The organism is Lentzea rhizosphaerae (assembly GCF_042649515.1).
Classification (GTDB): Bacteria; Actinomycetota; Actinomycetes; order Mycobacteriales; family Pseudonocardiaceae; genus Lentzea; species Lentzea aerocolonigenes.
The window spans coordinates 106,645-129,778 of sequence record NZ_JBHRZI010000022.1; the positions used below are offsets into that span (position 1 = coordinate 106,645).

21 protein-coding genes are annotated in these 23,134 nt (G+C 69.3%); 11 read left to right on the plus strand and 10 right to left on the minus strand.

Annotation, left to right across the window (positions count from 1 at the left end; translation table 11 throughout):
• Window positions 1–73: 73 nt before the first annotated feature.
• The 3 genes from ACFOWZ_RS26925 to ACFOWZ_RS26935 are packed head-to-tail and all read left to right on the plus strand — an operon-like array spanning window position 74 to window position 2,395.
• Window positions 74–1,246: an MFS transporter gene (locus tag ACFOWZ_RS26925; RefSeq protein ID WP_382376676.1), complete on the plus strand. Its 1,173-nt coding sequence runs from the start codon at window positions 74–76 to the stop codon at window positions 1,244–1,246.
• 25 nt (window positions 1,247–1,271) lie between these two features.
• Window positions 1,272–1,835 carry a TetR/AcrR family transcriptional regulator gene (locus ACFOWZ_RS26930; RefSeq protein WP_382376677.1) on the plus strand — a complete coding sequence of 188 codons (564 nt, stop codon included), beginning with the start codon at window positions 1,272–1,274 and terminating at the stop codon, window positions 1,833–1,835.
• Complete coding sequence (locus ACFOWZ_RS26935; RefSeq protein WP_382376678.1) at window positions 1,832–2,395, plus strand: hypothetical protein; 564 nt, start codon at window positions 1,832–1,834, stop codon at window positions 2,393–2,395. Before ACFOWZ_RS26930 ends, ACFOWZ_RS26935 begins: the two co-directional genes overlap by 4 nt.
• On the opposite strand, the gene ACFOWZ_RS26940 is transcribed toward ACFOWZ_RS26935, so the two are convergent.
• Complete coding sequence (locus ACFOWZ_RS26940; protein WP_382376679.1) at window positions 2,351–2,773, minus strand: nitroreductase family deazaflavin-dependent oxidoreductase; 423 nt, start codon at window positions 2,771–2,773, stop codon at window positions 2,351–2,353. The genes ACFOWZ_RS26935 and ACFOWZ_RS26940 overlap by 45 nt on opposite strands.
• A gap of 2 nt (window positions 2,774–2,775) precedes the next feature.
• Window positions 2,776–3,555 carry a LuxR C-terminal-related transcriptional regulator gene (locus ACFOWZ_RS26945; protein WP_382376680.1) on the minus strand — a complete coding sequence of 260 codons (780 nt, stop codon included), beginning with the start codon at window positions 3,553–3,555 and terminating at the stop codon, window positions 2,776–2,778.
• 74 nt (window positions 3,556–3,629) lie between these two features.
• Between ACFOWZ_RS26945 and ACFOWZ_RS26950 the strand changes: the two genes are divergently transcribed.
• From ACFOWZ_RS26950 to ACFOWZ_RS26960, 3 genes are read left to right on the plus strand one after another with little or no spacing between them, the layout of a single operon-like run.
• Entirely contained in the window at window positions 3,630–5,285 is a 1,656-nt protein-coding gene (locus ACFOWZ_RS26950) for an AMP-binding protein (protein WP_382376681.1), read from the plus strand.
• Between the two features lie 30 nt (window positions 5,286–5,315).
• Entirely contained in the window at window positions 5,316–6,131 is an 816-nt protein-coding gene (locus ACFOWZ_RS26955) for an SDR family NAD(P)-dependent oxidoreductase (RefSeq protein ID WP_382376682.1), read from the plus strand.
• 15 nt (window positions 6,132–6,146) lie between these two features.
• Complete coding sequence (locus ACFOWZ_RS26960; protein ID WP_382376683.1) at window positions 6,147–7,313, plus strand: hypothetical protein; 1,167 nt, start codon at window positions 6,147–6,149, stop codon at window positions 7,311–7,313.
• On the opposite strand, the gene ACFOWZ_RS26965 is transcribed toward ACFOWZ_RS26960, so the two are convergent.
• On the minus strand, window positions 7,291–8,154 hold the full coding sequence (locus tag ACFOWZ_RS26965; protein ID WP_382376684.1) for an AraC family transcriptional regulator: 864 nt from the start codon (window positions 8,152–8,154) through the stop codon (window positions 7,291–7,293). The genes ACFOWZ_RS26960 and ACFOWZ_RS26965 overlap by 23 nt on opposite strands.
• Window positions 8,155–8,241: 87 nt before the next feature.
• Window positions 8,242–8,583: a hypothetical protein gene (locus ACFOWZ_RS26970; RefSeq protein ID WP_382376685.1), complete on the minus strand. Its 342-nt coding sequence runs from the start codon at window positions 8,581–8,583 to the stop codon at window positions 8,242–8,244.
• Window positions 8,584–8,693: 110 nt separating this feature from the next.
• On the opposite strand from ACFOWZ_RS26970, the gene ACFOWZ_RS26975 reads away from it, so the two are divergent.
• Both ACFOWZ_RS26975 and paaZ read left to right on the plus strand, forming a co-directional pair.
• A complete protein-coding gene (locus ACFOWZ_RS26975; protein ID WP_382376686.1) occupies window positions 8,694–11,300 on the plus strand; it encodes an AfsR/SARP family transcriptional regulator in 2,607 nt (868 codons plus the stop codon).
• Between the two features lie 61 nt (window positions 11,301–11,361).
• Window positions 11,362–13,383 (plus strand): phenylacetic acid degradation bifunctional protein PaaZ, encoded by a 2,022-nt coding sequence (paaZ, locus tag ACFOWZ_RS26980; protein WP_382376687.1) that lies wholly within the window; start codon window positions 11,362–11,364, stop codon window positions 13,381–13,383.
• A 203-nt stretch (window positions 13,384–13,586) separates the two neighbouring features.
• On the opposite strand, the gene ACFOWZ_RS26985 is transcribed toward paaZ, so the two are convergent.
• On the minus strand, window positions 13,587–15,062 hold the full coding sequence (locus tag ACFOWZ_RS26985; protein ID WP_382376688.1) for an FAD-dependent oxidoreductase: 1,476 nt from the start codon (window positions 15,060–15,062) through the stop codon (window positions 13,587–13,589).
• Between the two features lie 114 nt (window positions 15,063–15,176).
• On the opposite strand from ACFOWZ_RS26985, the gene ACFOWZ_RS26990 reads away from it, so the two are divergent.
• The 3 genes from ACFOWZ_RS26990 (at window position 15,177) to ACFOWZ_RS27000 (ending at window position 18,301) form a co-directional block, all read left to right on the plus strand.
• Window positions 15,177–16,445 carry an NAD(P)/FAD-dependent oxidoreductase gene (locus ACFOWZ_RS26990; RefSeq protein ID WP_382376689.1) on the plus strand — a complete coding sequence of 423 codons (1,269 nt, stop codon included), beginning with the start codon at window positions 15,177–15,179 and terminating at the stop codon, window positions 16,443–16,445.
• Window positions 16,442–17,344, plus strand: coding sequence for an SRPBCC family protein (locus ACFOWZ_RS26995; RefSeq protein ID WP_382376690.1), 903 nt, complete (start codon window positions 16,442–16,444; stop codon window positions 17,342–17,344). Before ACFOWZ_RS26990 ends, ACFOWZ_RS26995 begins: the two co-directional genes overlap by 4 nt.
• A gap of 129 nt (window positions 17,345–17,473) precedes the next feature.
• Window positions 17,474–18,301, plus strand: a complete 828-nt coding sequence (locus tag ACFOWZ_RS27000) for an extensin family protein (protein ID WP_382376691.1) — start codon at window positions 17,474–17,476, stop codon at window positions 18,299–18,301.
• A 78-nt stretch (window positions 18,302–18,379) separates the two neighbouring features.
• Here the strand turns inward: ACFOWZ_RS27000 and ACFOWZ_RS27005 are convergent, their stop codons facing one another.
• The 5 genes from ACFOWZ_RS27005 to ACFOWZ_RS27025 all read right to left on the minus strand — a co-directional run bounded on the left by ACFOWZ_RS27005 (window position 18,380) and on the right by ACFOWZ_RS27025 (window position 23,114).
• Window positions 18,380–19,006: a DUF4360 domain-containing protein gene (locus ACFOWZ_RS27005; RefSeq protein WP_382376692.1), complete on the minus strand. Its 627-nt coding sequence runs from the start codon at window positions 19,004–19,006 to the stop codon at window positions 18,380–18,382.
• Window positions 19,007–19,409: 403 nt separating this feature from the next.
• A complete protein-coding gene (locus tag ACFOWZ_RS27010; RefSeq protein WP_030468799.1) occupies window positions 19,410–19,922 on the minus strand; it encodes a hypothetical protein in 513 nt (170 codons plus the stop codon).
• Between the two features lie 201 nt (window positions 19,923–20,123).
• Complete coding sequence (locus tag ACFOWZ_RS27015) at window positions 20,124–20,750, minus strand: DUF4360 domain-containing protein (protein WP_382376693.1); 627 nt, start codon at window positions 20,748–20,750, stop codon at window positions 20,124–20,126.
• Between the two features lie 421 nt (window positions 20,751–21,171).
• The gene (locus tag ACFOWZ_RS27020; protein WP_382376694.1) at window positions 21,172–22,452 is read right to left on the minus strand and encodes a HAMP domain-containing sensor histidine kinase; all 1,281 of its coding nucleotides are present in this window, start codon (window positions 22,450–22,452) and stop codon (window positions 21,172–21,174) included.
• Entirely contained in the window at window positions 22,449–23,114 is a 666-nt protein-coding gene (locus ACFOWZ_RS27025; RefSeq protein WP_382376695.1) for a response regulator transcription factor, read from the minus strand. The genes ACFOWZ_RS27020 and ACFOWZ_RS27025 overlap by 4 nt, the downstream gene beginning before the upstream one ends.
• Window positions 23,115–23,134 lie beyond the last annotated feature (20 nt).

Below are 23,134 nucleotides of genomic sequence, written 5' to 3' on the forward strand. Positions count from 1 at the left end.
ATGAGCCGAACGACCTGCATCCGATAGGAAAAACCAATTGCGCCAGGTGGTCGTGACCGACAGCGTGGCCGGGGTGACTCGGGGAATGCGGTGGCTGCTCGCGGTGGCCTGCGGTGTGGCGGTCGGCAACGTCTACTTCCCTCAGGCGGTCACACCGCTGGTCGCCGAGGGACTGCGCATCTCGCCGGACCGCGCGGCGCTCGTGATCACGGCCGCGCAGATCGGGTACGCGTGCGGGATCTTCCTGCTCGTGCCGCTGGGCGACCGCGTGCCGTACCGGCCGTTGATCGCCACGCTCTTCACGGTGACGGGCCTCGGGCTCGCCGTCGCGGGGTTCGCGCCGTCGTTCGGGCCGCTGTTCGCGGCAGGGGTCGCGGTCGGCGTCGCCACGGTGATCGCGCCGATCATCGGCCCGATGGTCGCGGGGATGGTCGCACCGGAGAAGCGGGGCGCCGCCAGCGGAACCATGCTCGCGGGGTCGATCGGCGGGATGTTGCTGGCGCGCACGTTCAGCGGGGCGCTGGGCGAGTGGCTGGACTGGCGGGCGCCGTACCTGGTGGCGTCGGGGCTCGCGTTCGTGATGGCGGTGGCGTTGTGGCGGGCGTTGCCCCGGACCGAGCCGCACACCCGGCAGTCCTTTCCGGACCTCCTGCTGGAACCGTTGCGGCTGCTGCGAAATGAACCCGAGCTGCGGCGTTCCTGCCTGTACCAGGGCATGATCTTCGGGGCGTTCAGCGCGGTGTGGGGGAGTGTCGCGTTGCTGCTCGCCGGCCCGGTCTACGGCTACGGCGCGCAGGCGGTGGGACTGCTGGCGCTGGTCAACGTCGCGACGATGGCCGCGACGCCGGTCGCGGGCCGGATCGTGGACCGGCGCGGGTCGGATCCGGTGAACCTCGTCTGCATGCTCGCCGTGATCGCGGCGGCCGCGGTGCTGGCGGCGGGGAGCGCGGGTGGAACGGCCGGGCTGGTCGCGCTCGTGGCCGGCACGCTCGTGCTCGACGTCGCGATGCAGTGCGGCATGGTCGCCAACTCCATCCGCATGTACGCGTTGAGCGACACCCATCGCGGACGCCTCAACACGGCGTACATGACGTGCGCGTACATCGGTGGCGCGGTCGGGTCGTGGCTGGGCGTGCAGGCGTACGTCCGGTTCGGCTGGCGTGGCGTGTGCGTGCTCGTCGCCCTCATGGCGCTCGTCGCGCTGGCTCGGCATTCGATCAGGCGCAAGTCCGCACTTGACGCGTGAGGCTAATGATATTAGCTTTTGAGCTATGGCAGTTCGACAACGTCTGACCACCAGCAAGGTCGTGGACGCCGCACTGGAGCTGGTCGACGAGCAGGGCGTCGAAGGACTGACGCTCGCCGCCGTCGCCGCCCGGACCGGCGTCGCCACGCCCTCGCTGTACAAGCACGTCGCGAGCCTCGGCGAACTGCGAGGCCACGTCGGCGTGCGGGTGCTGGAGGACATGGCCGCGCGGTTCACGCAGGTCGTGCTCGGCCTGTCCGGCGAGGAGGCCGTGACAGCGCTGATGCACGCCTACCGCGCGTACGTCGCCGAGCACCCGAAGCGCTACGCCGCCATGCCGATGGACCCGCTGCACGACGAACTGCAGCAGGCAGCGGGGATGAAGCTCATCGAAGTCATGCTCGCGACCTTGCGCGGCTTCGGCCTGGAGGGCTCCGACGCCATCCACGCCACGCGGCGGCTCCGGGTGATCGTGCACGGCTTCGCGTCGATCGAGTCCGGCGGCGGGTTCGGCCTGCCGGAAGGACTCGACGACACCTACGACCAGCTCGTCCGGATGTATCTCACCGACCTCAGGGGGAAATCATGAGAATCACGCTCACCGCCGCAGGCCTGCTCTTCTTGCTGTACCCCGTCTTCCGCCCGTGGGAGGACGAGACGACGGCCGCGGGCGCCGCCGCCGCGATGGGGTCCCAGGCGTGGGTCCTGTCGCACCTGTTCGCCATGATCGGGTTCATCCTGGTGCCGATCGCGCTGCTGGAGATCCACCGCACCGCCGCGATCACGTTCTGGGTCGGTGCCGGCCTCACGTTGCCCTACTACGGCGCCGAGGACTTCGCCCTGCACGAGATCGCCACGCAGCCGAACCTCCTCGAACTGGCCGAGTCGGTGCGCTTCAACCCGTTCGCCGTCACGACCTTCGCGGTCGGGCTGGTGACGATGGGCGTCGCGGCCGTCATGGTCGCGCTCAAGCTCCGCACGGCGCCCGCGATCGTGTTCGCGGCCGGGTTCGCCCTGTTCCTGCCGCAGTTCTTCACGCCGCCCGCGTTCCGGATCGCGCACGGCGTGCTCATGATCGTCGGCTGTGTGTGGCTCGCGTGGGACTCAGCGCGGAGTCAGGCGAAAGACCCGCAGCTCGCGGCCGCCTGACCGCGCGACGTAGTCCTGAAAGGCCGGCCAGGCCGCCACGAGCTTGCTCCAGGCGGCCTCGCGCTCGGCACCTGCCAGCAGCGTTCCCCGCACATCACGCACCGTACCCCGGACGTTCACCTGGATGTCCGGGTTCTTGATCAGGTTCGCGGTCCAGCCGGGGTGGTGCGGCTTGCCCCAGTTCGACCCGACGACCAGCATCCCGTCCCCGTCGGCGATGTACTGGACCTGGTTCAGGCGCTGCTCACCGGACTTCGCTCCGACAGTGATCAGCGTCAGCCCTGTCTGCTTGCTCAGCGAGACGGTCATGACCTTGCCGCCGGTCAGTTTGTAGAGCAGGCGGTCGGTGCCGATCACGGCCTTCTCGAACCACGACATCTCTAGAGCGCTCCCGTCGACCTCGCCGCGTGGACGGCGGCGGTTCTGTTGTGCACCCCCAGCTTGCGCATCGCGCCGCGGAGGTAGGCCTTGACGGTTTCGGTGCTCAACCCGAGCTCGGCGGCGATCTCCCGGTTGGACGCACCGACCGCGGCCAGCCGAAGCGTATCGAGTTCGCGCGGGGTCAGTCCCGTCGGGACGGTGACGGGAGCTTCACCACCGAGGTCCTGGTGGACCTTGCGAAGGCGTTCGCGCAACGCGGGGTCCCCGACGAGCTTGGCGACCTCGGCGAGCTCGCGGAGGGCGGCTCGGGTGTTCGGTGAAGGCATGTCCAGGTCCTGTGCGAATCCCTGCGCGATGGCGCCGGCCATCCGGATCGACCGGTCGCCGACGGTCGCCTGCCCGCGCACGGCCCCGTAGAGCACGCCGCGCACGGTGCCGCGGACCGTGACCGGATAGGCGAACACCGAGGTCAGCCGTTCGTCGACGACCACCATCTGGTCGAACTCGTGGGTGATCGCCTTGGTCGAGGCGTAGTCGTTGACGCGCACCGGCGCGCCCATCGCGATCGCCGTGCCGCCCAGGCCACGTCCCGCTCCGATGCGCAGGCCGTGCAACGACGTGCCGTGCGTGCCGAAGAACGAGCTGAGCACCAGGTCACGGCCAGGAGTCACGGCCCCGCCGAACACGACCGGCAGCCCGGTGGCACGGCGGAGCATGTCCAGGCGTTGCGGCAGCAGCGCCGGAAAGCGGTCTGGCAGCACGCTCGCAGTCTCGCCCACCGCCTCACCCTCGAAAAGGGGTGCACCCCCGTACGGGGGTATACCGGCGACTCCGGCTCTCCCACCCTCTGCCCATGTCCAGTCACGACACGTACCGCGCGGCTCGCGACCTGATGCTCACCGATCCCGAGTCGTTCACCTGGCCGAGCTTCGGCAACAGCTTCAACTGGGCGCACGACTGGTTCGACGTCATCGCCGAGGGCAACACCACCACGGCGTTGCACGTCGTCGAGGAGGACGGGTCGGGGCGCGCCTACACGTTCGACGAGCTCCGACGCCGTTCGAACCGCGTCGCGCGCTGGCTCGCGTGGCACGGCGTCGGCAAGGGCGACAGCGTGATGATCATGCTCGGCAACCAGGTCGAGCTGTGGGAGTCGATGCTCGCGGTGATGAAGCTCGGCGCGGTGATCATGCCGACCACCACCGCGCTCGGGCCCGCCGACCTCGCCGACCGGCTGCACCGCGGCTCGGTCCGGCACGTCATCGCGCGGGCTCAGGACGCGGACAAGTTCGAGGACGGCCCCGTTCTCATCGCCGTCGGCGGCGCCGAGGCGGGCTGGCTGGACTACGCCGAGACCGAGGAGGCGCCGGACGGCCCCGTGCCGCACCCGAAGACGCGGGCGGACGACAGGTTGCTGCTGTACTTCACCTCCGGCACGACCAGCCGCCCGAAGCTCGTCGAGCACACCCAGACCTCGTACCCGGTCGGGCACCTCACGACCATGCGCTGGATCGGGATCCGGCCGGGTGACGTCCACCTCAACATCAGCTCGCCGGGCTGGGCCAAGCACGCGTGGAGCTGCTTCTTCGCGCCGTGGATCGCCGAAGCGACGATCTTCGTCTACAACTACGGCCGGTTCGACGCGGCCGCGTTGCTCGGCCAGATCCGGGACGAGGGCGTCACCACGTTCTGCGCGCCGCCGACGGTGTGGCGGATGCTGATCAAGGCCGACCTCAGCGGAGGGCCGGGCGCGTTGCGGGAGGTCGTGGCCGCCGGTGAACCGCTCAACCCCGAGGTGATCGAGCAGGTCCGCAACCAGTGGGGTCTCACGCTGCGGGACGGCTTCGGGCAGACCGAGACCACGTTGTCGGTCGGCAACGTGCCCGGCGCACCGGTGAAGCTCGGGTCGATGGGACGGCCGATTCCCGGTGTGCCCGTCGTGCTCGTCGACCCGATCACCGGACGACCCGCTGACGAGGGGGAGATCTGCATCGACCTGGCGCAGCGGCCGATGTCGCTCATGGTGGGCTATCACGGCGACGAGGAGCGCAACGCCGAGGCGATGTCCGGTGGTTACTACCACACGGGCGACATCGCAGCGCGCGATGACGACGGCTACCTGTTCTACATCGGACGGACGGACGACGTGTTCAAGGCGTCGGACTACAAGATCTCGCCGTTCGAGCTGGAGAGCGTGCTGATCGAACACCCCGCGGTCACCGAGGCCGCGGTCGTGCCCGCACCGGATCCGCTCAGGCTCGCCGTGCCCAAGGCGTACGTGGCGTTGAGCGCGGGCTGGGAGCCCAGCCGCGAGACGGCGTTGCAGATCCTGCGGCACGCGCGCGAGAACCTGGCTCCGTTCCAGCGGATCCGGCGGCTGGAGTTCGCCGAGCTGCCCAAGACGGTGTCCGGCAAGATCCGCAGGGTCGATCTGCGCACCCGTGAGGAGAACGGCGCCGAGCAGGCGGGGGAGTGGCGCGACGAGCAGTTCCCCGAGCTGCGCCAGTAGGGCGATTGCCCTTGGTGATCTACTGGTCGCATGGTGCGAAAGATCGCTGGTCGACCGGCGGTGATCACCGGAGCAGCCTCGGGAATCGGCCGCAGCCTCGCGCAGCGGCTGTCCCGGCACGGCTCACCTGTGGTCATCGCCGACGTCGACGAGGCAGGGCTCGAGGAAACTGCCAAGTCGTTGCACGGCCCGGTGCTCAGCCGCGTGCTCGACGTGCGCGACGCGGACGACGTGCACCAGTTCGCGGGGGAGGTCCGCGACTGGCTGGACCTGCCCATCGCCGCCGTGTTCAACAACGCGGGCGTAGCCACGTCCACGACCGTGCTGAACTCACAGCCGGAAGACGACTCCTGGCTGTTCGACATCAACTACTGGGGTGTCGTCAACGGCACGAGGGCGTTCCTGCCGTTGCTGCTCGAACGCAACTACGGCGTCATCGTGAACACCTCCAGCGTGTTCGGGCTGCTCGGGATGCCGAAGCAGAGCGCCTACTGCGCCTCGAAGTTCGCCGTCCGCGGCTTCACCGACTCGCTGCGCCAGGAGCTGCGCGGCACCGGCGTCTCGGCGGTCGCCGTGCACCCCGGCGGCATCAAAACCAACATCATCCGCAACGGGCGCATCCACGCCGAGCTCGACGAGGACGGCCGGTCGCTGGAGCAGATCGCCTCGGACTTCGACAAGATCGCGCTGACCACGTCCGACAAGGCGGCCGAGGTCATCCACCGCGGCGTCGAACGGGGCAAGGCGCGGATCCTCGTCGGGCCCGACGCCTACGTGTTCGACGCGCTCGCCCGCATCTCGCCGACCCACTACTTCAGCGTGATGGCGCGGTTGTTCGAGCGGTGAGGCATGATCCACGCCGTGGCTTCGGAAGCGATGGTCCGGCGGACCGAGCAGTGGTTCGTCCGTCAGGGCGCGCCCACCATGATCGAGGGCTACGGCTTCCGCTCGCACGTGTTGCCGCGGATGCTGCCGGCCCTGACGTTCGTCGCGGTCGGCAGCCTCGCGTGGCTCGTGCTGATCCGCTCGACCGGGCTGTCGAAGTGGGTGCTGCTCGGCGTGATCGTCGCGGTCATGGTGTCCGCGTGGATCCTGCTCTCGTTGTTCGTCCGGCGACTGCCGAGTTTTTCGCGCCACACGACCATCGTGCTGTTGGCGGTGTACGCCGCGATGCCGGTGATCGTGCCGTTGCTCCAGTACGTGGCCAATGACGAGATCACCACGCCAGGTGCCGAAGGACCTGACTACGAGTGGTGGGTCGTCCCGCTGTGGTTCATCGCCTTCTTCGGCCTGGCCTTCGTGGCGACCATGCTGGCCACCACCTACGGCCTGGGCGCGTTGCTGAAGGCCGCCATCCGGCACGTGATCGCCGACCTGCGCAACAGCGTGCACCTGCTCGGCCGGGCACTGCCGCCGATGCTGTTCGTGACGCTGTTCCTGTTCTTCACCGGTGAGCTGTGGCAGGCGATGAACCGGCTGCACTGGCCGCGGGTGAGCCTGATCGTGCTGCTGTTCGCCGCCATCACCGTGCTGGCCGCGGCCACCCGCCTGCGCGACGAGATCGGCAGGGTCGAGCAGGACCTGCGGCCGGAGATCCTCAAGGGTGCCTGCAAGGGCACGCCACTGGCCGCGGTGGACATCGCCGAACCGTTGCAGCCCAAGCGGTTGAACGGCCGGCAGAGCCGCAACCTGCTGGTGATGCTCGCGATCCGCCAGCTCGTGCAGGCGGCGGTGGTCGGACTCGCGCTGTACGCGTTCTTCGTGGTGCTCGGCCTGATCGTCGTCACGCCGGAGATCGCCGAGCAGTGGATCGGGGCGCCGCCGACCATGTCGTGGCTCGGGGTGCCGTCCGCGATGTTGCGCAACGCGACGCTGTTCGCGGCGTTCGGCAGCATGTACTTCTCGGTGATCTCGATGAGCGACGCCGAGCACCGGCGCCAGTTCTTCGCGCCCCTGATCGAGAAGGTCGAACGGACGCTGGAGGTCCGCGCGGTCTACCTGACCGTCAGAGAGCAGGTTGCGGCCTGAGCAGCGCGTCCCGGCTGGGCGGCGCGCCGAACTGGCGGCGGTACTCGCGGCTGAACTGCGACGGGCTGTCGTAGCCGACCCGGTGGCTGACGCTCGTCACGTCCCGGCCGGTCGCGAGCAGCAGCCGTGCCTCCTGCAGCCGGATCTGCTTCTGGAACTGGATCGGGCTCATCGCGGTGACGGCCTGGAAGTTCCGGTAGAACGCCGACTCGCTCATGCCCGCGATCCGCGCGACGTTGCCGACCTTGAACGACTCGGCGTAGTTCTCCCGGATCCAGCCGACCGCCCTGGCGATGTGGCCCAGGCTGCTGTCCCCGGACCCGAGCTGACGCACCACCGCGCCCTGCTCACCGGTCATGACCCGCCAGAGGATCTCCCGCTTGACCAGCGGGGCGAGCGCCCTGGCGTCGCGCGGGTTGCCGAGCAGGCGCGCGAGCCTCGTGACGGCGTCGACGAGTTCCGGGGTCGCGTCGCTGACGGCCAGTCCCTCCGGGGTGCCCGCGGACTGGGGGAGGTCGTTGTCGCCCAGGAGTTCCGCTACGTGCTCCGGACGCAGGACCAGACCGATGCCGAGCGCGGGTGCGGACGGGCTGATGCCGACGTAGTTGCCGGTGATCGGCAGGTCGATCGAGGCCACCAGGTACTGGCCTGCGCGGTAGTCGTACACGCGGTCGCCCAACGCGATGCGTTTGCGGCCTTGAGCGACGAACGCGAGGATCGTGCCGGTCATCGACGGCGTCGGTGGGCCGCCGACGGTGGTCTTCGAGACCAGGACGTCGGGAATCGACGTGGTCAGGTCCGGGCGAGCGTGCTGGGAGAGCAACGCGCGTAGTTCGTCCACGCGCTCGATGGTTCCCGGCGGTGGGACGATCAGGCAAGTGAAACGCTCGGCCGGGACAACCCGGCCGAGCGCTCGGTGGAACTGGGATCAGCACTTGGTCCCGTTGATGATCAGGCCCTTCGGGTTGGCCGGCTCGATCTTCTTGCTGCCCTTGTCCTTCGCCGGAGCGACGAAGCACTTCCAGATGGTCGTGCCGCCGAAGCCGTTGAAGGCGAAGCTGAGCGCCCGGTTCTCGTTGCAGTGGTTGTTGTAGTACACCGTGGTGGTCTGCGAGCCGCTTCCCCAGGAAACGTTGATCTTCTTGCCGCTCGGCGAATCGCAGCTCGCCGACTTGCGGGTCACGTCGTCGGCGGACGCGGCGGGTGCGGCCACTCCGGCCAGCGCGAGGCTGGCGCCGACCATCGCCAGAACGATGTTGCGAGACTTCACGTAATACCCCTTGAGCGATCTGTTCGGGTTGCCCCTCTGACGCTCACAACGGTGGGGCAGCCGTCTGAAACGAACCTAAGATGGATCTTGAATCGGCTGATGGGAGTGTCTTGACGTTCGACTTCGCGTTGCTCGGTGACCTGGAGGTCCGCGTGGACGGGGTCCTGGTCGACATCGGGCACGTCAAGCAGCGGGCGGTGCTGGTGGCGTTGCTTGCGGACCAGGGGCGTCCGGTGCCCCTCGACCGGCTGGCCGACCGCGTCTGGGGAGACCAGACGCCGTTGCGCGCCAAGGACACGCTGTACGTCTACCTGTCGAAACTGCGGCAGGTGCTCGACATCCAGCGGGAGCCGGGTGGCTACCGGCTGCGGGCGGACTCGGTCGACCTGCACCGGTTCCGGGCGCTGGCCGAGCAGGCGCGCGGGCAGACCGGCGAGCGTGCGCTGGAGCTGTTCGACGAGGCGCTCGGGCTGTGGCGCGGGCCCGCGCTCGCCGGGCTGGACTCGCCGTGGCTGGCGGCGTTCAGGGAGGAACTGCACGTCGAACGGGTCGAGGCCGAGCTGGACCGCAACGACCTGGCGATCGAGCTCGGCCGCACCGTGCTGCCGGAGCTGCTCAAGGCCGCCGAGGAACGGCCGGTGGACGAACGGCTGGCCGGGCAGCTGATCCTCGCGCTGCACCGCGCGGGCAACTCCGCCGAGGCCCTGCGCCACTACGAGGCGCTCCGGCAGAGGCTGGCCGAGGAACTCGGGGTGGATCCCGGTGCACCGCTGCGCGCACTGCACGCGCGCATCCTCGCCGCGGAGCCCACCCGCACACCTCGCCAGCTGCCCGCGCCGCAGCAGTGGTTCACCGGCAGGGAGACCGAGCTCGCCGACGTGCGCGGCGAAGGCGTGACGGTGATCGCAGGCGCGGGAGGTGTGGGCAAGACCGCGCTGGCAGTCCAGTGGGCGCACCAGCACCTGGACGACTACCCGGACGGCCAGCTGTACGTGGACCTGCGCGGGTTCGACCCGTCCGGCGAGCCGCTCACGACGGACGCGGCGCTGCGCGGGTTCCTCGACGCGCTGGGCGAGCCAGGCGGGCCGGTGAGCGCCGACCGCTACCGCAGCCTGCTCGCGGACAAGCGCGTGCTGATCCTGCTGGACAACGCGCGCGACACCGGACAGGTGACCGGGCTGCTGCCGGGGAACCCGTCGTGCGCGGTGCTCGTCACCAGCCGCAACCGGATGCCGGGACTGCTGGCCGCCGGTGCTCATCTCCTGCCGCTGGACGTGCTGGGTGCGAGCCAGGCGCGGGAGTTCCTGGAGACCCGGCTCGGGCGGGCGCGCGTCCCCGTCGAGCCCGGTGACCTCAGCGAGCTGGTCTGGTGGTGCGGCGGGCTGCCGCTCGCGCTGAGCATCGTGGCGGCGCGCGCGGCCATGGACCGGGACCTGCCGTTGTCCGCGCTCGCCGACGAGCTGGCCGAGTGCCGCCTCGACGCCCTCGACGCGGGGGAGGCCGAGGCGAACCTGCGGACGGTGTTCTCGTGGTCGCGCGACGCGCTGAGCGCCGAGGCCGCGGAGCTGTTCGCGTTGCTCGGGTTGATCCCTTCCCCGGACGCGAGCCTGGCCGCGATCGACGCCCTCTCCTCGCGGCCGCGGGTGCGGATGGTGTTGCGGGAACTGGAGAACGCGCACCTCGTGCAGCAGCACGTGCCCGGTCGCTACCGCATGCACGACCTCGTCCGCCTGTACGCGGCCGACCTGGCCGGGAAGAACACCGAAGCCCTGCGCCGCTTCGTCGACCACCTCGTGCGGCGCGCGGGGGCCGGTGCGCTGACGCTGGAACCGCACCGGCCGCTGCCGGAGCTGGAACCCTGCGAGAGATTCCCGGACGTCCCGGCCGCCATGCGGTGGTTCGACGAGGAGCACGAGTCGTTGCTCGCCGTGCAGCGGGTCGCGGCCGAGCAGGGCTGGCACGAGTCCACCTGGCTGCTGGCCAGGACGGTGAACCACTACCACCGCAGACGGGGCCGCACGGCCGACGAGCTGACCACGTGGCACCTCGGCCTCAGCGCCGCGGAACAGTTGGGGGACAAGCCGAAACAAGCGGCCGCCCACCTGAGCGTCGGCCTGGTCTACGCCCAGCTCTCGCGTGACGCACTGGCCCGGAACCACCTCACCCGCAGCCTGGAGCTGCACGACGAGGACGACTTCGCGGGCCGCGCGGGCGCCCATCGCGCGATGGCGTGGGCGATGGAACGCGCCGGAGACCTCGCCGGTGCGCTGGAGCACGCGCTGCACACGCTGAACGGCTATCGGAAGACGGACCTGGAGCTGCGGGAAGCCGAGGCCCTGAACGAGGTCGGCTGGCGCTACGCGTGCCTGGGTCGCTACGCCGAGGCCGCGGACTACTGCGAACAAGCGATGGCGCTGAGCAGGAAGCTCGGCCACGCCGAGGGCGAAGCGGCCACTTTGGACAGTCTCGCGCACATCGCGTTCCACGACGGCAGGCCCGCGGCCGCGATCGAGCACTACCACGAGTCGTTGGAGGTGTATCGGCAGCTGGACAACAGCTACGAGGAGGCCACCGTGCTGCACCACCTCGGCGACGTGCACGCCGCGCTGGACCAGCGCGAGCAGGCCCGTGAGCTGTGGGACCAGGCACTCACCCTCTACCTGGCGCAGGGGCGGGCCGACGACGCGGCGTCGCTCGTCGCGCTGCTGGACGGCTGATACGTTGCCGGTAGCCGGGTCGATGAGGATCCGTCGGCCCCCGCTCCAGGAGGTTGGCTCGATGAGCTTGCTGCGCAGCTACGTGTCGGGTGGATGGCACACGCCGTCCGTGGAGGGCGCGCCGTTGCACGACGCCGTGACCGGGGAGGAGATCGCCCGGATCTCGTCCGCGGGTGTCGACATGGGTGCGGCGCTGCGGTACGGCCGCGAGGTCGGTGGGCCGGCGTTGCGCGAGCTCACGTTCCACCAGCGCGCGCAGCTGCTCAAGGCGCTCGGGCTGTACCTGAAGGAGCACAAGGCCGAGCTGTACGCGCTGTCCGCGCGCACCGGTGCCACCAGGTCCGACTCGTGGGTCGACATCGACGGCGGCTTCGGCGTGCTGCTCGGGTACGCGTCCAAGGCCAAGCGCGAGCTGCCGAACGACAAGGTGTTCGTCGACGGCGCGCTGGAGCCGCTGGGCCGTGGCGGTACGTTCGTCGGCCAGCACATCTGCACGCCGTTGCGCGGTGTCGCGGTGCAGATCAACGCCTTCAACTTCCCCGTGTGGGGGCCTCTGGAGAAGTTCGCGCCCGCGTTCATCGCCGGGGTGCCGTCGCTGATCAAGCCCGCGTCCCAGACCGCCTACGTGACCGAGAAGATGGTCGAGCTCATGCTCGCGTCCGGGCTGCTGCCCGAGGGCTCGCTGCAGCTCGTCTGCGGTTCGGCAGGTGACCTGCTGGACCACCTGACGCCGCAGGACCTGGTCGGATTCACCGGGTCCGCGTCGACCGCCCAGCACCTGCGCACGCACCAGGCCGTGATCCGGTCGTCGGTGCGGTTCAACGCCGAGGCGGACTCGCTGAACTGCTCGATCCTCGGCCCCGACGCCACGCCCGGCACGCCCGAGTTCGACCTGTTCGTCGGGCAGCTGGTGACCGAGATGACCACCAAGGCGGGGCAGAAGTGCACCGCGATCCGGCGCGCGCTGGTGCCCGAGTCGTTGATGGACGCGGTGGCCGAGGCGACGGCGGCCCGGCTGGCCGAGGTCGTGATCGGCAACCCGGCGGACAAGTCGGTGAACATGGGCGCGCTGGCCGGTCTGGAGCAGCGCGAGGAGGTCCGCCGGTCGCTCAAGGCGTTGCAGGAGAACGCCTCGGTGGTCTGCGGCGACGGCCCTCTGTCCCTTGTGGACGCTGACGCCGAGCGCGGTGCGTTCATGGCGCCGATGCTGCTGCGTGCCTCCGCTGACGCCGTGCAGCCGCACGAGGTCGAGGCGTTCGGGCCGGTGTCGACGCTGATGCCGTACTCGTCGGTCGACGACGCAGTCACGTTGGCAGCGCGCGGTTCCGGTTCGCTGGTCGGCTCGATCGTGTCCGCCGACACCGACTTCGTGCGCGACGTCGTGATCGGCGTGGCACCGTGGCACGGCCGGTTGCTGGTGCTCGACCGCGAGGACGCCGGCGAGTCGACCGGGCACGGCTCACCGCTGCCGATGCTGGTGCACGGCGGCCCCGGACGTGCCGGCGGCGGCGAGGAGATGGGCGGCATGCGCGGCGTGCTGCACCACATGCAGCGCACGGCCGTGCAGGGCAGCCCGCGCACGCTGGCCGCGGTGACGAACCGCTGGGTGACCGGCGCGCCCCGCCGCGACGACGCGGTGCACCCGTTCCGCAAGACGCTGGCCGAACTGCGCCTGGGCGACACGGTCGTCGCCGGCCCGCGCGAGGTGACGCTGGAGGACATCGAGCACTTCGCCTCGTTCACCGGCGACACGTTCTACGCGCACATGGACGAGGAGGCCGCCGCGGCGAACCCGTTCTTCGGCGGACGGGTCGCGCACGGCTACCTCGTGGTGTCGTTCGCGGCGGGCCTGTTCGTCTCACCGGAGCCCGGCCCGGTGCTGGCCAACTACGGGCTGGAGAACCTGCGCTTCCTCACGCCGACGTTCCCCGGTGACACGCTCACGGTGACGCTGACCGTCAAGCAGATCACGCCACGCGAGGACCAGGAGTACGGCGAGGTGCGCTGGGACGCCGACGTGGTGAACCAGAAGGGCGAGTCGGTGGCGCGCTACGACGTTCTGACGTTGGTGGCGAAGAACTAGGCACCAGGCCAAAACTCCTGTCCGCACCGTCGCTGCCCCGGTTTTGGCGCGAAAAGCACGTTCGGGCCGCTAGATCGCCCGAACGTCACGTTCGCTCCCCAGGCCCGTTTGGCGCGAACGTGACATTGGGGCCAATAGATGGCCAGAACGTGCTTTTCGCGCCAAACAGGAGCAGCGACGGGCAGGACGTTCGGCTACCCGGCCTAGCGGGGGTCGCGCTTGGGGAGGGGCTTGGTCGCCGGCCCCTCCAGCACCTCCCCGTCGATGTCGAACCGCGACCCGTGGCACGGGCAGTCCCAGCTCCGTTCGGCGGCGTTGAACCGCACCAGGCACCCGAGGTGCGTGCAGCGCAACGACACCGCGTGCAGCTGCCCGTCGGCGTCGCGGTAGACGCCGGTCTTGCCCAGCCCGTCGCGGATGACGTGGGCGTGGTCGGGCGGCAGGTTCTCGCTGGACGTCGCGTCGGCGGGAATCACCCTGTCACCGACGAACTCCACCGCGACCTCGGCGTTCTTCTTCACGAGTTCCGGCAACGACTTCAGCGACAGCCGGTGCGGGCTGAAGCGCTCGGCCAGGTCGTTCGGCTTGCTGGTCACGAGGTCCGCGAGCAGTGACGCCGCGAACGTGCCGCTGGTGAGCCCCCACTTCATGTAGCCGGTGGCGGTGAACAGGGTGTCGCTGCCCGGCGTGTAGCTGCCGATCATCGGCAGGTGGTCGTAGGACGTCGGGTCCTGCGCGGACCAGCGGTGGGTGATCTCCTCGACCTGCCAGTGCCTGCGCGCGAAGTCCTCCAGCCGCCGGAACGGTTCCACGGCGGGCTTGCCGGTCGGGTGGCTCTGGCCGGCGAGGATCAGCTTGTCCCCGTGCGCCGCCACCGACCACGACGGGCTGCCGGTGCTGATGGCGAGCGACTCCGGCGGCCTGCTCACCCGTGCGGCGATGCAGTAGGCGCGGGTCAACTCCATGCGCGCGAAGTAGAGACCGCGGTCCAGCGTCGGGAAGTGCGTGGCGATCACGATCTGCGAGGCGTTGACGTGACCGTCCTCTGTGGACGCCCGCGTGCCCGTCACGTCGATCACGCGACTGTGCTCGCAGACCCTGCTTCCGCCGCCGTCGACCGCGTTCGCCAGTCCCTGCAGGTACTTCACCGGGTGCAGCGCGATCTGGTCGTCGAGCCTGATCGCCGCGTGCACCTCGAACGGAAGGTCGACGTCAACGCTCGCCCGGACCGGCAGCCCGACCTGGCGGGCGGTGATCAGCTCGTGGTCGACGTCCTGCACCTCGGACTCGGTGTAGGCGTAGGTGACGGCGGGTGCGCGGCGCAGGTCGCACTCGATGCCTTCGAGCTTCACCAGGTCCGCGACCTGGGCGACGGCCGCCTGGGACGCCGTGGCGTAGTCGGTGGCGGCTGCGAGGCCGTGGGTGCGCCGGATCTGCGAGTACACAGTGGACTGCAGGGCGGTGACCTTGGCGGTGTTGTTGCCGGACACGCCGGACGCGACCCTGTCGGCCTCCAGCACCACCACGCTCAGTCCGCGCCGCTTGAGCAGCAGGGCCGTGGTGAGGCCGGTGATGCCACCGCCGACCACGGCCACGTCGTAGGTGTGCTCGCCGGTGAGAGGAGGCCGGGGAGTGCCGAGGGCGGCGAGCCAGAGCGACTGGTCAGCAGTGGTGGTCATGGCGGGCGGATACCCGGCGTTCGGAGTTGGTATGCGGTCCGGAGTGAGGGGCCGTTCAGCCACCGCTGCCAGGCGTGCCGGATAGCGGGCGCTCCGAGTGGGTACGTGACTGGCATGGGTAAGCACCGCGTAGTCGTTGTCGGTGGTGGTTTCGGCGGCCTGGGTGTCGTGCGCGGGCTCAAACGCGCCGACGTCGAGGTCACGTTGATCGACCGCACCAACCACCACCTGTTCCAGCCCCTGCTGTACCAGGTGGCGACCGCTCTGCTGCCCGCTGGCGACGTCGCGCCGGCGTTCCGGGCGATCCTGCGCAAGCAGCGCAACGCCCGTGTGCTGCTGGGCGAGGTGACCGGGTTCGACACCACGAACCGGCTGGTCCACGTCGACGTGACGGACGGGCGGTCGCGGGAGGTCGCGTACGACACGCTGGTCGTGGCGGCGGGCGCGCGGGACAGCTACTTCGGGCACGACGAGTGGGCCGCGTCGGCGCCGCCGATGAAGACCCTCGAACAGGCCGTTGACCTGCGGTCGCGGTTGTTGCGGGCGTTCGAGACGGCCGTGGCGTCGGACGATCCGAAGCAGTGGCTGTCGTTCGCGGTGGTCGGGGCCGGACCCACCGGCGTGGAGCTCGCCGGGCAGCTCGCGGACCTCGCGCGGCGGGCGTTGAAGGGGCAGTTCCGCGAGATCGACCCGCGCGACATCCGGATCACGCTGCTGGACGCCGCGCCGGACGTGCTGCCGCCGTTCTCCGAGCCGCTGCGGAAGCACACCCGCCGGAAGCTCGAGCAGCTCGGAATCACCGTCATGACCGGCGCCATGGCCGAGTCGATCGACGACGAGGGCATCACCACCAAGAACGGTGACCGGGTCGAGGCGCGGACGATCATCTGGGCGGCCGGGGTGCAGGCCTCTCCGCTGGCGCGCGAGCTCGCCGAGGCCACCGGTGCCGAAACCGACCGCAAGGGCCGCATCAAGGTCAACCCCGCGGACTGCTCGGTCACCGGGAACGTCTTCGCCATCGGCGACATGGTCAACCTCAACGACCTGCCCGGCATCGCCGAGCCCGCCATCCAGGAAGGGCACCACGTCGCCCGCGTCATCAAGGCACGGCTGCAGGGCCGTGAAGCCAAGCCGTTCAGGTACCTCGACCTCGGCACGATGGCGACGATCTCACCCGGTGACGCCGTCGCCGACGTCAAGAAGCTGCGGCTCAAGGGACTGATCGGCAAAGCGGCGTGGGCGGTCGTGCACATCGCGTTCCTGGTCGGGTGGCGCAACCGGGCCGCGGTGCTGATCCAGTGGGCGTGGAACATCGTCACCGGGCGCCGCGCTCAGCCGATCATCCTCGAACCGGTGCAAGCGAAGGAACGGGAAAAGCTGTGAACACGGAGCTGCTGGGCATCTACCTCAACGACCACCTGGCCGGGGCGTCCGCGGGCACCGAACTCGCGCGTCGCATCAGCCGCACGCACCCCGAACTGCGCGTCCTCGCGGACGACGTCGACGCCGACCGCAAGGAGCTCCTCGACGTCATGCGCTCGTTCGGCGTCGAGCCGCGCCCGCACAAGGAGGCGATCGGCTGGCTCGCCGAGAAGGCGGGCAGGCTCAAGCTCAACGGCAGGCTGCTGGGCCGTTCTCCGCTGAGCGACGTGGTCGAGCTGGAGGCGTTGCGCACAGGCATCGACGCCAAGGCGACGATGTGGCGCACGCTGCAGACGTTGCCCGGCGTCGACGCGGAACGGCTGGACCGGTTGCTGCGCCGGGCCGAGAGTCAGGCGGAACTGGCGGAGCAGCAACGACTTCGCCTCGCGCCGCGGTCGTTCAACGCGCCGCAGCAGACCGGTGTCGACGTCGAGCGCACGTTCACCGTCGCGTCCTCGCCCGAGGGGGTCGTGGAGTACCTGCGCGACTTCGCCCGCACCGAGCAGTGGGATCCGGGCACCGTCACGTGCACGCGGCTCGACGAGGGACCGGTCGAGGTCGGTTCCCGCTGGCGCAACGTGTCGACGTTCCTCGGCCGCAAGACCGAGCTGGTCTACGAGCTCACCCGCGACGACCCCAACGGGCTCCAGTTCGTCGGCCGCAACGACACCGCCACCGCGACGGACGACATCTCGATCACCGCCGGCTCCACGCCCGGCACGACGAGGATCGGCTACCACGCCCACCTCGAGTTCACCGGACTGGCGAAGCTCGGCGCTCCGGTGGCGAAGCTGGCGCTCGAGAAACTGGGCAACGACACCGAGAAGAGCCTGATCCGCGTGCTCGGGCCGGTGCGGTAAAGACAAAGGAAAACCGCAGGTCAGAGCGGATTCCCCGTTCTGAACGTGATCCCTAGACTCCCTCGCGCCGGTGGTGAGACAGGCCCCTCGTCCTGTCCGCCCCGGCGAGGACACAGAGGGAGAACTGGGGTGTTCGAGAACAACGTCACCAGGCGCGGCTTCGTCACCGGCGCGGCGGCCGTCGCCGGTCTCGCCGGCCTGTCCACCATCGCTCCGGGCCTGGCGAGTGCCGACCCGAAGATCGCCGACCAGCACACCGACGCGGAGATCCAGGCCGCCGAGGCCGGTGCCCTGGCGATGATGACGTTCCAGAAGATCGACGGCACGCCCGTCTACTACTGGCGTTCCAACCGCGGCAACACCACCCTGCGCAACTGGCAGTGCACCGACGCGTTCTACAACGCGCTCGTCGCCTGGATCCGGGACCTGCGCTCGCTCTCGTCGGCCTACGGCTCGATCAGCTACATCGTCTCCGCCGGTTTCTACGTCGACAAGCCGGGCCAGCACGGCGCCGGCACCGCGATGGACCTCGACCACGTCCGCTGGTCCGGCGGCAACACCATCTCGCCGCTCGACAAGGCCCACGCGTCGGGCACCGCCTCGGTCCGCAAGCGCTACCTGGCGACGGAAGCCGTGTGCCGCCGCAGGTTCCGCTACGTCCTCGACGGCTGGTACAACGCCGACCACGCCGACCACATCCACGCCGACTTCGGTGGCATGCCGGTCCGCGTGCTCAAGGACTCCGAGTCCGACACGAAGTTCGTTCAGGCCGTGTGCAACAACTTCCGCGGTTCGGGCCTCGTGATCGACGGCGACTGGGGCACGAACACGCAGAACGCGTTCAACGGCCTCAAGTCCGCGCTCGGCGTCACCGGTGACCCGCACACCAGCTCCTCGGTGTGGCAGGCCATGCTGTCGAAGATCGCGACCAAGGGCTTCGCGAACCAGAACATCTGACAGCGGTAGCAGCAGAAGGCCCCTTGGTCCCGTGCGGCGGGAACCAAGGGGCCCGGCGGCCTGTCCAGGTGCCGTCTCCTACTTGGGGCACTTCTTCCACGCGAAGTGGTACAACGTCGAGAATGAGACGTCGGTCGAATCCATCGTCATGAAGCTGGTCTTCTTCGGGTCCGACGTGCCCTTCTCCACACGCAGCTCGGTGTTGACGTTGAAGTTCCGCCTCTCCCCGCACGGGTGGTAGATGATGGAGGCGACGGGGGTCTGGTGGGTGACCTGCCAGTTGTCGCTGATACCGCCGTTGAACGTCTTCGAGCGCTGGTCGGTGTCCGACATTCCCTGGAAGTAGTAGCTCGCCTTCGTCGTGCCCTTCGCCCCCCTCTGCAGGTCGGCGAAGCCTCTGTAGTCGGCCTGCGCGATTCCGTAGGTGAATCCGCCCGGCACGTTGACCTTCAGGTTCAGCTGGCAGTTCTTGCGGAAATCGGTGGGCTTCGCCTGCGGGCCGACCTGAGCCAGATACTCGCTGTAGGTCACGGTGAAAGCCTTGTTGTCGGGGGACACCGCGACGGCGGCCGTGCCGAGGCGGCAGCCGGAGCCGTTGACGGTCACGACGTCGATGGTGATCTGTCCCGGCGGGGGCGGATCCACGGCCGGGGGAATGACGATGGTGGACAGAGCCAGACCGGCTGCAGCCAACGCGCTAATCATGGGACACCTTTCCGAATGTGCAGGACAGTTCGGGCGGCGTGATACGAGACCGTATCGGATAAGGGTGTCGAACAACCGTCCGCCAACCAGAGCAACATTGCCGGGTGCGGACGCAATTAAATGCGCGCCAACTATTTGTCACATTTTGTGTTCGATCGGTTACAGCATCTGAAGGCCGAGTCGGGGAGCGTGTCGGTCAATTTCCACCCGTACCGCAAGAACGCTGTTCAGAAACGTGAGGCTCCGGCGCCGCGGGAATGTAACACGCCTCGAACGGAGCAGTGCACGTCTGGGCTGTGGAACTCAATTCGTGAAGCGTCCACACCGGTGTGTCCGGCAGGCACGAAAAAGGCGCGTCCACTGATGGACGCGCCTTTCCGGGTGAAACTCGTGGTGAAGCGGTTTACCGCTGGTTGCCGCCGCCCATCGAGCCGCCGAGGCCGAACAGGATGCGCTGGATGAGCTCGGGATCGACGTCCGGCTCGTCGCCCAGGGCCTCGGCTGCGGGGGAGCGGCGCTTCTCGCGCCGGGGCAGCGGTACCGCGTTGGCGTTCACGCCGGTCGGCAGCGCGAGCTCGCACCAGATCAGCTTGATGCCGCCGGCGAGTTGCAGCTCGCCGGTGCGCAGGTCGGGCGAGGTGGGCGGCATCGTGAACCGGGCCGCTTCGAGCTCGATGACCAGGTAGTCACCGCTCAGCCTCAGTCGCAGCGTGATCAGCCGCGAGGTCTTGGGGTCCGCGGACTCGATCGCCGCTTCGACCAGCGCACACGCGACGGCCGAGCACTCGCCGATCATGTTGCGCAGCCGCCATTCACCGAGGGTGAAGCGCACGAACAGATCCGCGCAGTTCACCGCGGTGGGCAGCGCGATGAGTGTCAGGTCGTCGACCTGGGCGGTCTGGGCGTTCGCCTGCATTCTGCCTCCGTTTCGCGTGCGGCGCGCGATCCAACGACGGTCACCCGAATGGCCGTCGCGGTGTGCGGGAATCTACATGGGTATACGGAGGAAGCAATGGCCTGGTTGACTCACCCGTCAAAAGTCACGTGCGGGTCACGGTGAGAGAGCCCGGCGTTCACCGTGAGTAGAACACCGGGCGCGCTCCGTGATCATTCTTGCTCAGCATCGCTTCCAGGCGAACTGGTAGCGGGTGTTGACGCTGCCGTCGGTCGAGTCCATGGACACGAACGCCGGCTGGTTCGTCGAGGGGTTCGCCGTCACGCGAACCTCGGTGTTCACGTTGAGGTGCCGCACCATGCCGCACGGTGCGAAGACGATCTCCGCGACGGGGGTGGAGTCGGTGAACTGCCAGTTGTCGGTCAGGGGGCTGGGGATGTTGTGCGTGCTCTGGGTGGTCGAGGACGAGCCGGAGAAGTAGTAGCTGGCGCGTTGCATGCCCTTCGCGCCTCTGGGTAAGTGTGCGAACCCGCGGTAGTCGGCCTTCGCGATGCCGAACGTGAAGCCCTGCGGGTAGTGCACGCGCAGGTTCAGCTGGCAGTTCTTGCGGAAGTCCGTCGGTGACGATCCGGAACCGGCCTGCGCCGTGTAGTCGCTGTAAGTGACCGTGAATGCGGTGTTGTCGTCCGCGACGGCGACGGCGGCTGTTCCCGCCGGGCACCCGGAACCGTTGACGGTGACGACGTCGACGGTGATTTTTCCGGGAGGAACGACATCCGCGGTGCTCGGCGCCTCGGGGGCGACGAGGAGCGACACTGCCAAACTCGTTGCTGCCATCACACTGAGCATGAGGCGCCTTCCATTTCGGGGGATGGATGGCGGCGGAGTGGCAGTGACGTTATCTTAAATGGACTTAACCCGAGGACAGCCGACCGGGCGAACTTAAATATATTTAAAACGGATTAATCGTCTGAACGGTGGATTGGCGACGGCGGCCCGTCGGCTAACTTCGTGTCAGATCGCAAAAACGATCACACAGACCAGCTGAATACGCCGGTCCCCACACCAGACGCCGAGAGCCCCGGCTGATCCACCTCTTACACCGGTGTGGGAAGGCGAGCGCGCACTGCTCATCGGGTTCCACCCTCCTGCTCGGAACTCGGTGGTGCGGCAGCGGTGCGGCGCAGCCGGCCGGTGCCCGCCGGCGGCGACGGACCCGTCCCACGGTCCGTTCGCCGCCGGCGGTGTTCTTTCCGCCCCACGAGGGCGCCTAGTGCCTCCGGAGCCTCAATTGCACGCGCGCCCCACCCAACGGCCCGCGGTCGACGTGGAGAGAACCACCCGTGCTCTCCGCGGCGCGGCGGGCGATGTCGAGCCCCAGTCCGGTGGAACCACCACCGCTGGCGCCGCGCCGCACCGCCCGTTCGGTGTCCGCGATGCCGGGACCGGCGTCCTCGACCACGAGCGCCACCAGATCGGCCTGGTGCACCAGGGTGACGGCGAACCGGGTGCCCTCCGGCGTGTACCGGAAGACGTTGCCCAGCAACGCGTCCAGCGCGGCGGTGAGATCGGTGCGGGACAACGGCACGTGGGCCGGCTTGTCGGCGCCCCGGACGGTCCACGGGCGTTCCTGGTCGTCGGCGAGCGCGGACCAGAACACCAGCCGGTCGCGGACGACACTTGCCGCGTCGACCCCGCTGTCGTCGGGCTGGAGGCCGGACCGGGCCGCCTTGATGATCTCGCCGACCTCTCTCTCAAGCCCCTGAACGGCCGTGCGCACGCGATCCGCCCCCGACCCCTGTCCGAGGGCATCCGCGTCCAGGAGAAGGGCCGTGAGGGGGGTTCTGAGGCGGTGCGAGAGGTCGGCGACCACCTCCCGTTCGGCGGCGAGGAGGTGCCGGACGCGTTCGGCCATCGTGTTGAACGCCCTGCCGACCTCCGCGAGCTCCGGTGGTCCCTTGACCGGGACGCGCACCGTGAGGTCGCCCTGGCCCATCCGCCGGGCGCCCTCCGCCAGGCGTCGCGTGGCCTTGACGGCCCGCGCGCCCAGGCGGTCGGCGACGAACACCGAGATGGCGACGAGCCCGACCGCGACACCGGCCAGCGCCCACCACGTGCCGATCACACCGTGGGTGAGCTGCTCGCGCGGGACGAACGCCTCGATGATCGCGACCCCGTTGGCACTGGTGGCCAGCGGCTGGAGATAGGAGATGCCATCAGGCCGCTCGACAGTGGAAGCCGTCGCCAGTTTTCGGGCCTCCTCGAGGTTGGCGGCGGTGATGTGAGAGGTGCCGAGGGTGCCGGCCGGGACACCGGTGTGCACCGCGAGTCGCTGCTGCGCGCCGTACGGGGTGCTGCGGATGGCCTGCCGGATGTCCGCGGCCTTCTTGGTGATCACCAGCGCCGGGACGAGCGCGTTGGCCTGCTTCTCGGCCTCGCCGAGTGCGCGCTCGTACGCCGCGCTCTTGACGACGAGAGCGAGTGGGATGAGGAAAGCCAGCGCCACCAGACTGGTCGCCGCGAGAGCGACCAGGACCAGTGACCGCCTCATCTCGGTGCGACCAGACGAACGCCGACCCCGCGCACCGTGTGCAGGTAACGCGGCTGCGCGGCCCGTTCACCGAGCTTGCGGCGCAACCACGACAGGTGGACGTCGAGCGTCTGGTCGTCGCGCGTCGACGGCCACAGGCTCGCGAGGATCTCGGCGCGCGGGACGACCTCGCCCTGCCGTGCCGCGAGATACGACAACAGCTCGAACTCCTTGTGCGTCAAGGAGAGGTCCTGACCGTCCACAGTGGCCCTGCGGAGGTTCACGTCGATCTCGAGGCCACCGACGACGAGCTGCTTGCTGTCCCGCGCACGCCGGAGCACGGCCTGCAGCCGGGCTTCCAGGTGCTCGCTGGAGAAGGGCTTCACGAGGTAGTCGTCCGCGCCCGCGTTGAGCAGCCGGATGATCTCGGCCTCGTCGTCGCGGGCGGTCGCGATCACGACCGGGGTGTTCGTGACGCCTCGGATCATCCGCAGCGCGTCGCCGCCGTCGAGGTCGGGGAGCCCGAGGTCGAGCACCACGACGTCGTAGCTGTTGGCGGTGACTTCGCGCAAAGCCTCGATCGCGAGCGCGACACCGTGCACGATGTGGCCCTGGCCCGTGAGAGCGCGCGTGATCGCCGCTCGCACCACCGGGTCGTCCTCGACCAGCAGTACCGATGCCATGCTACGGGAGGGTCCTCGCG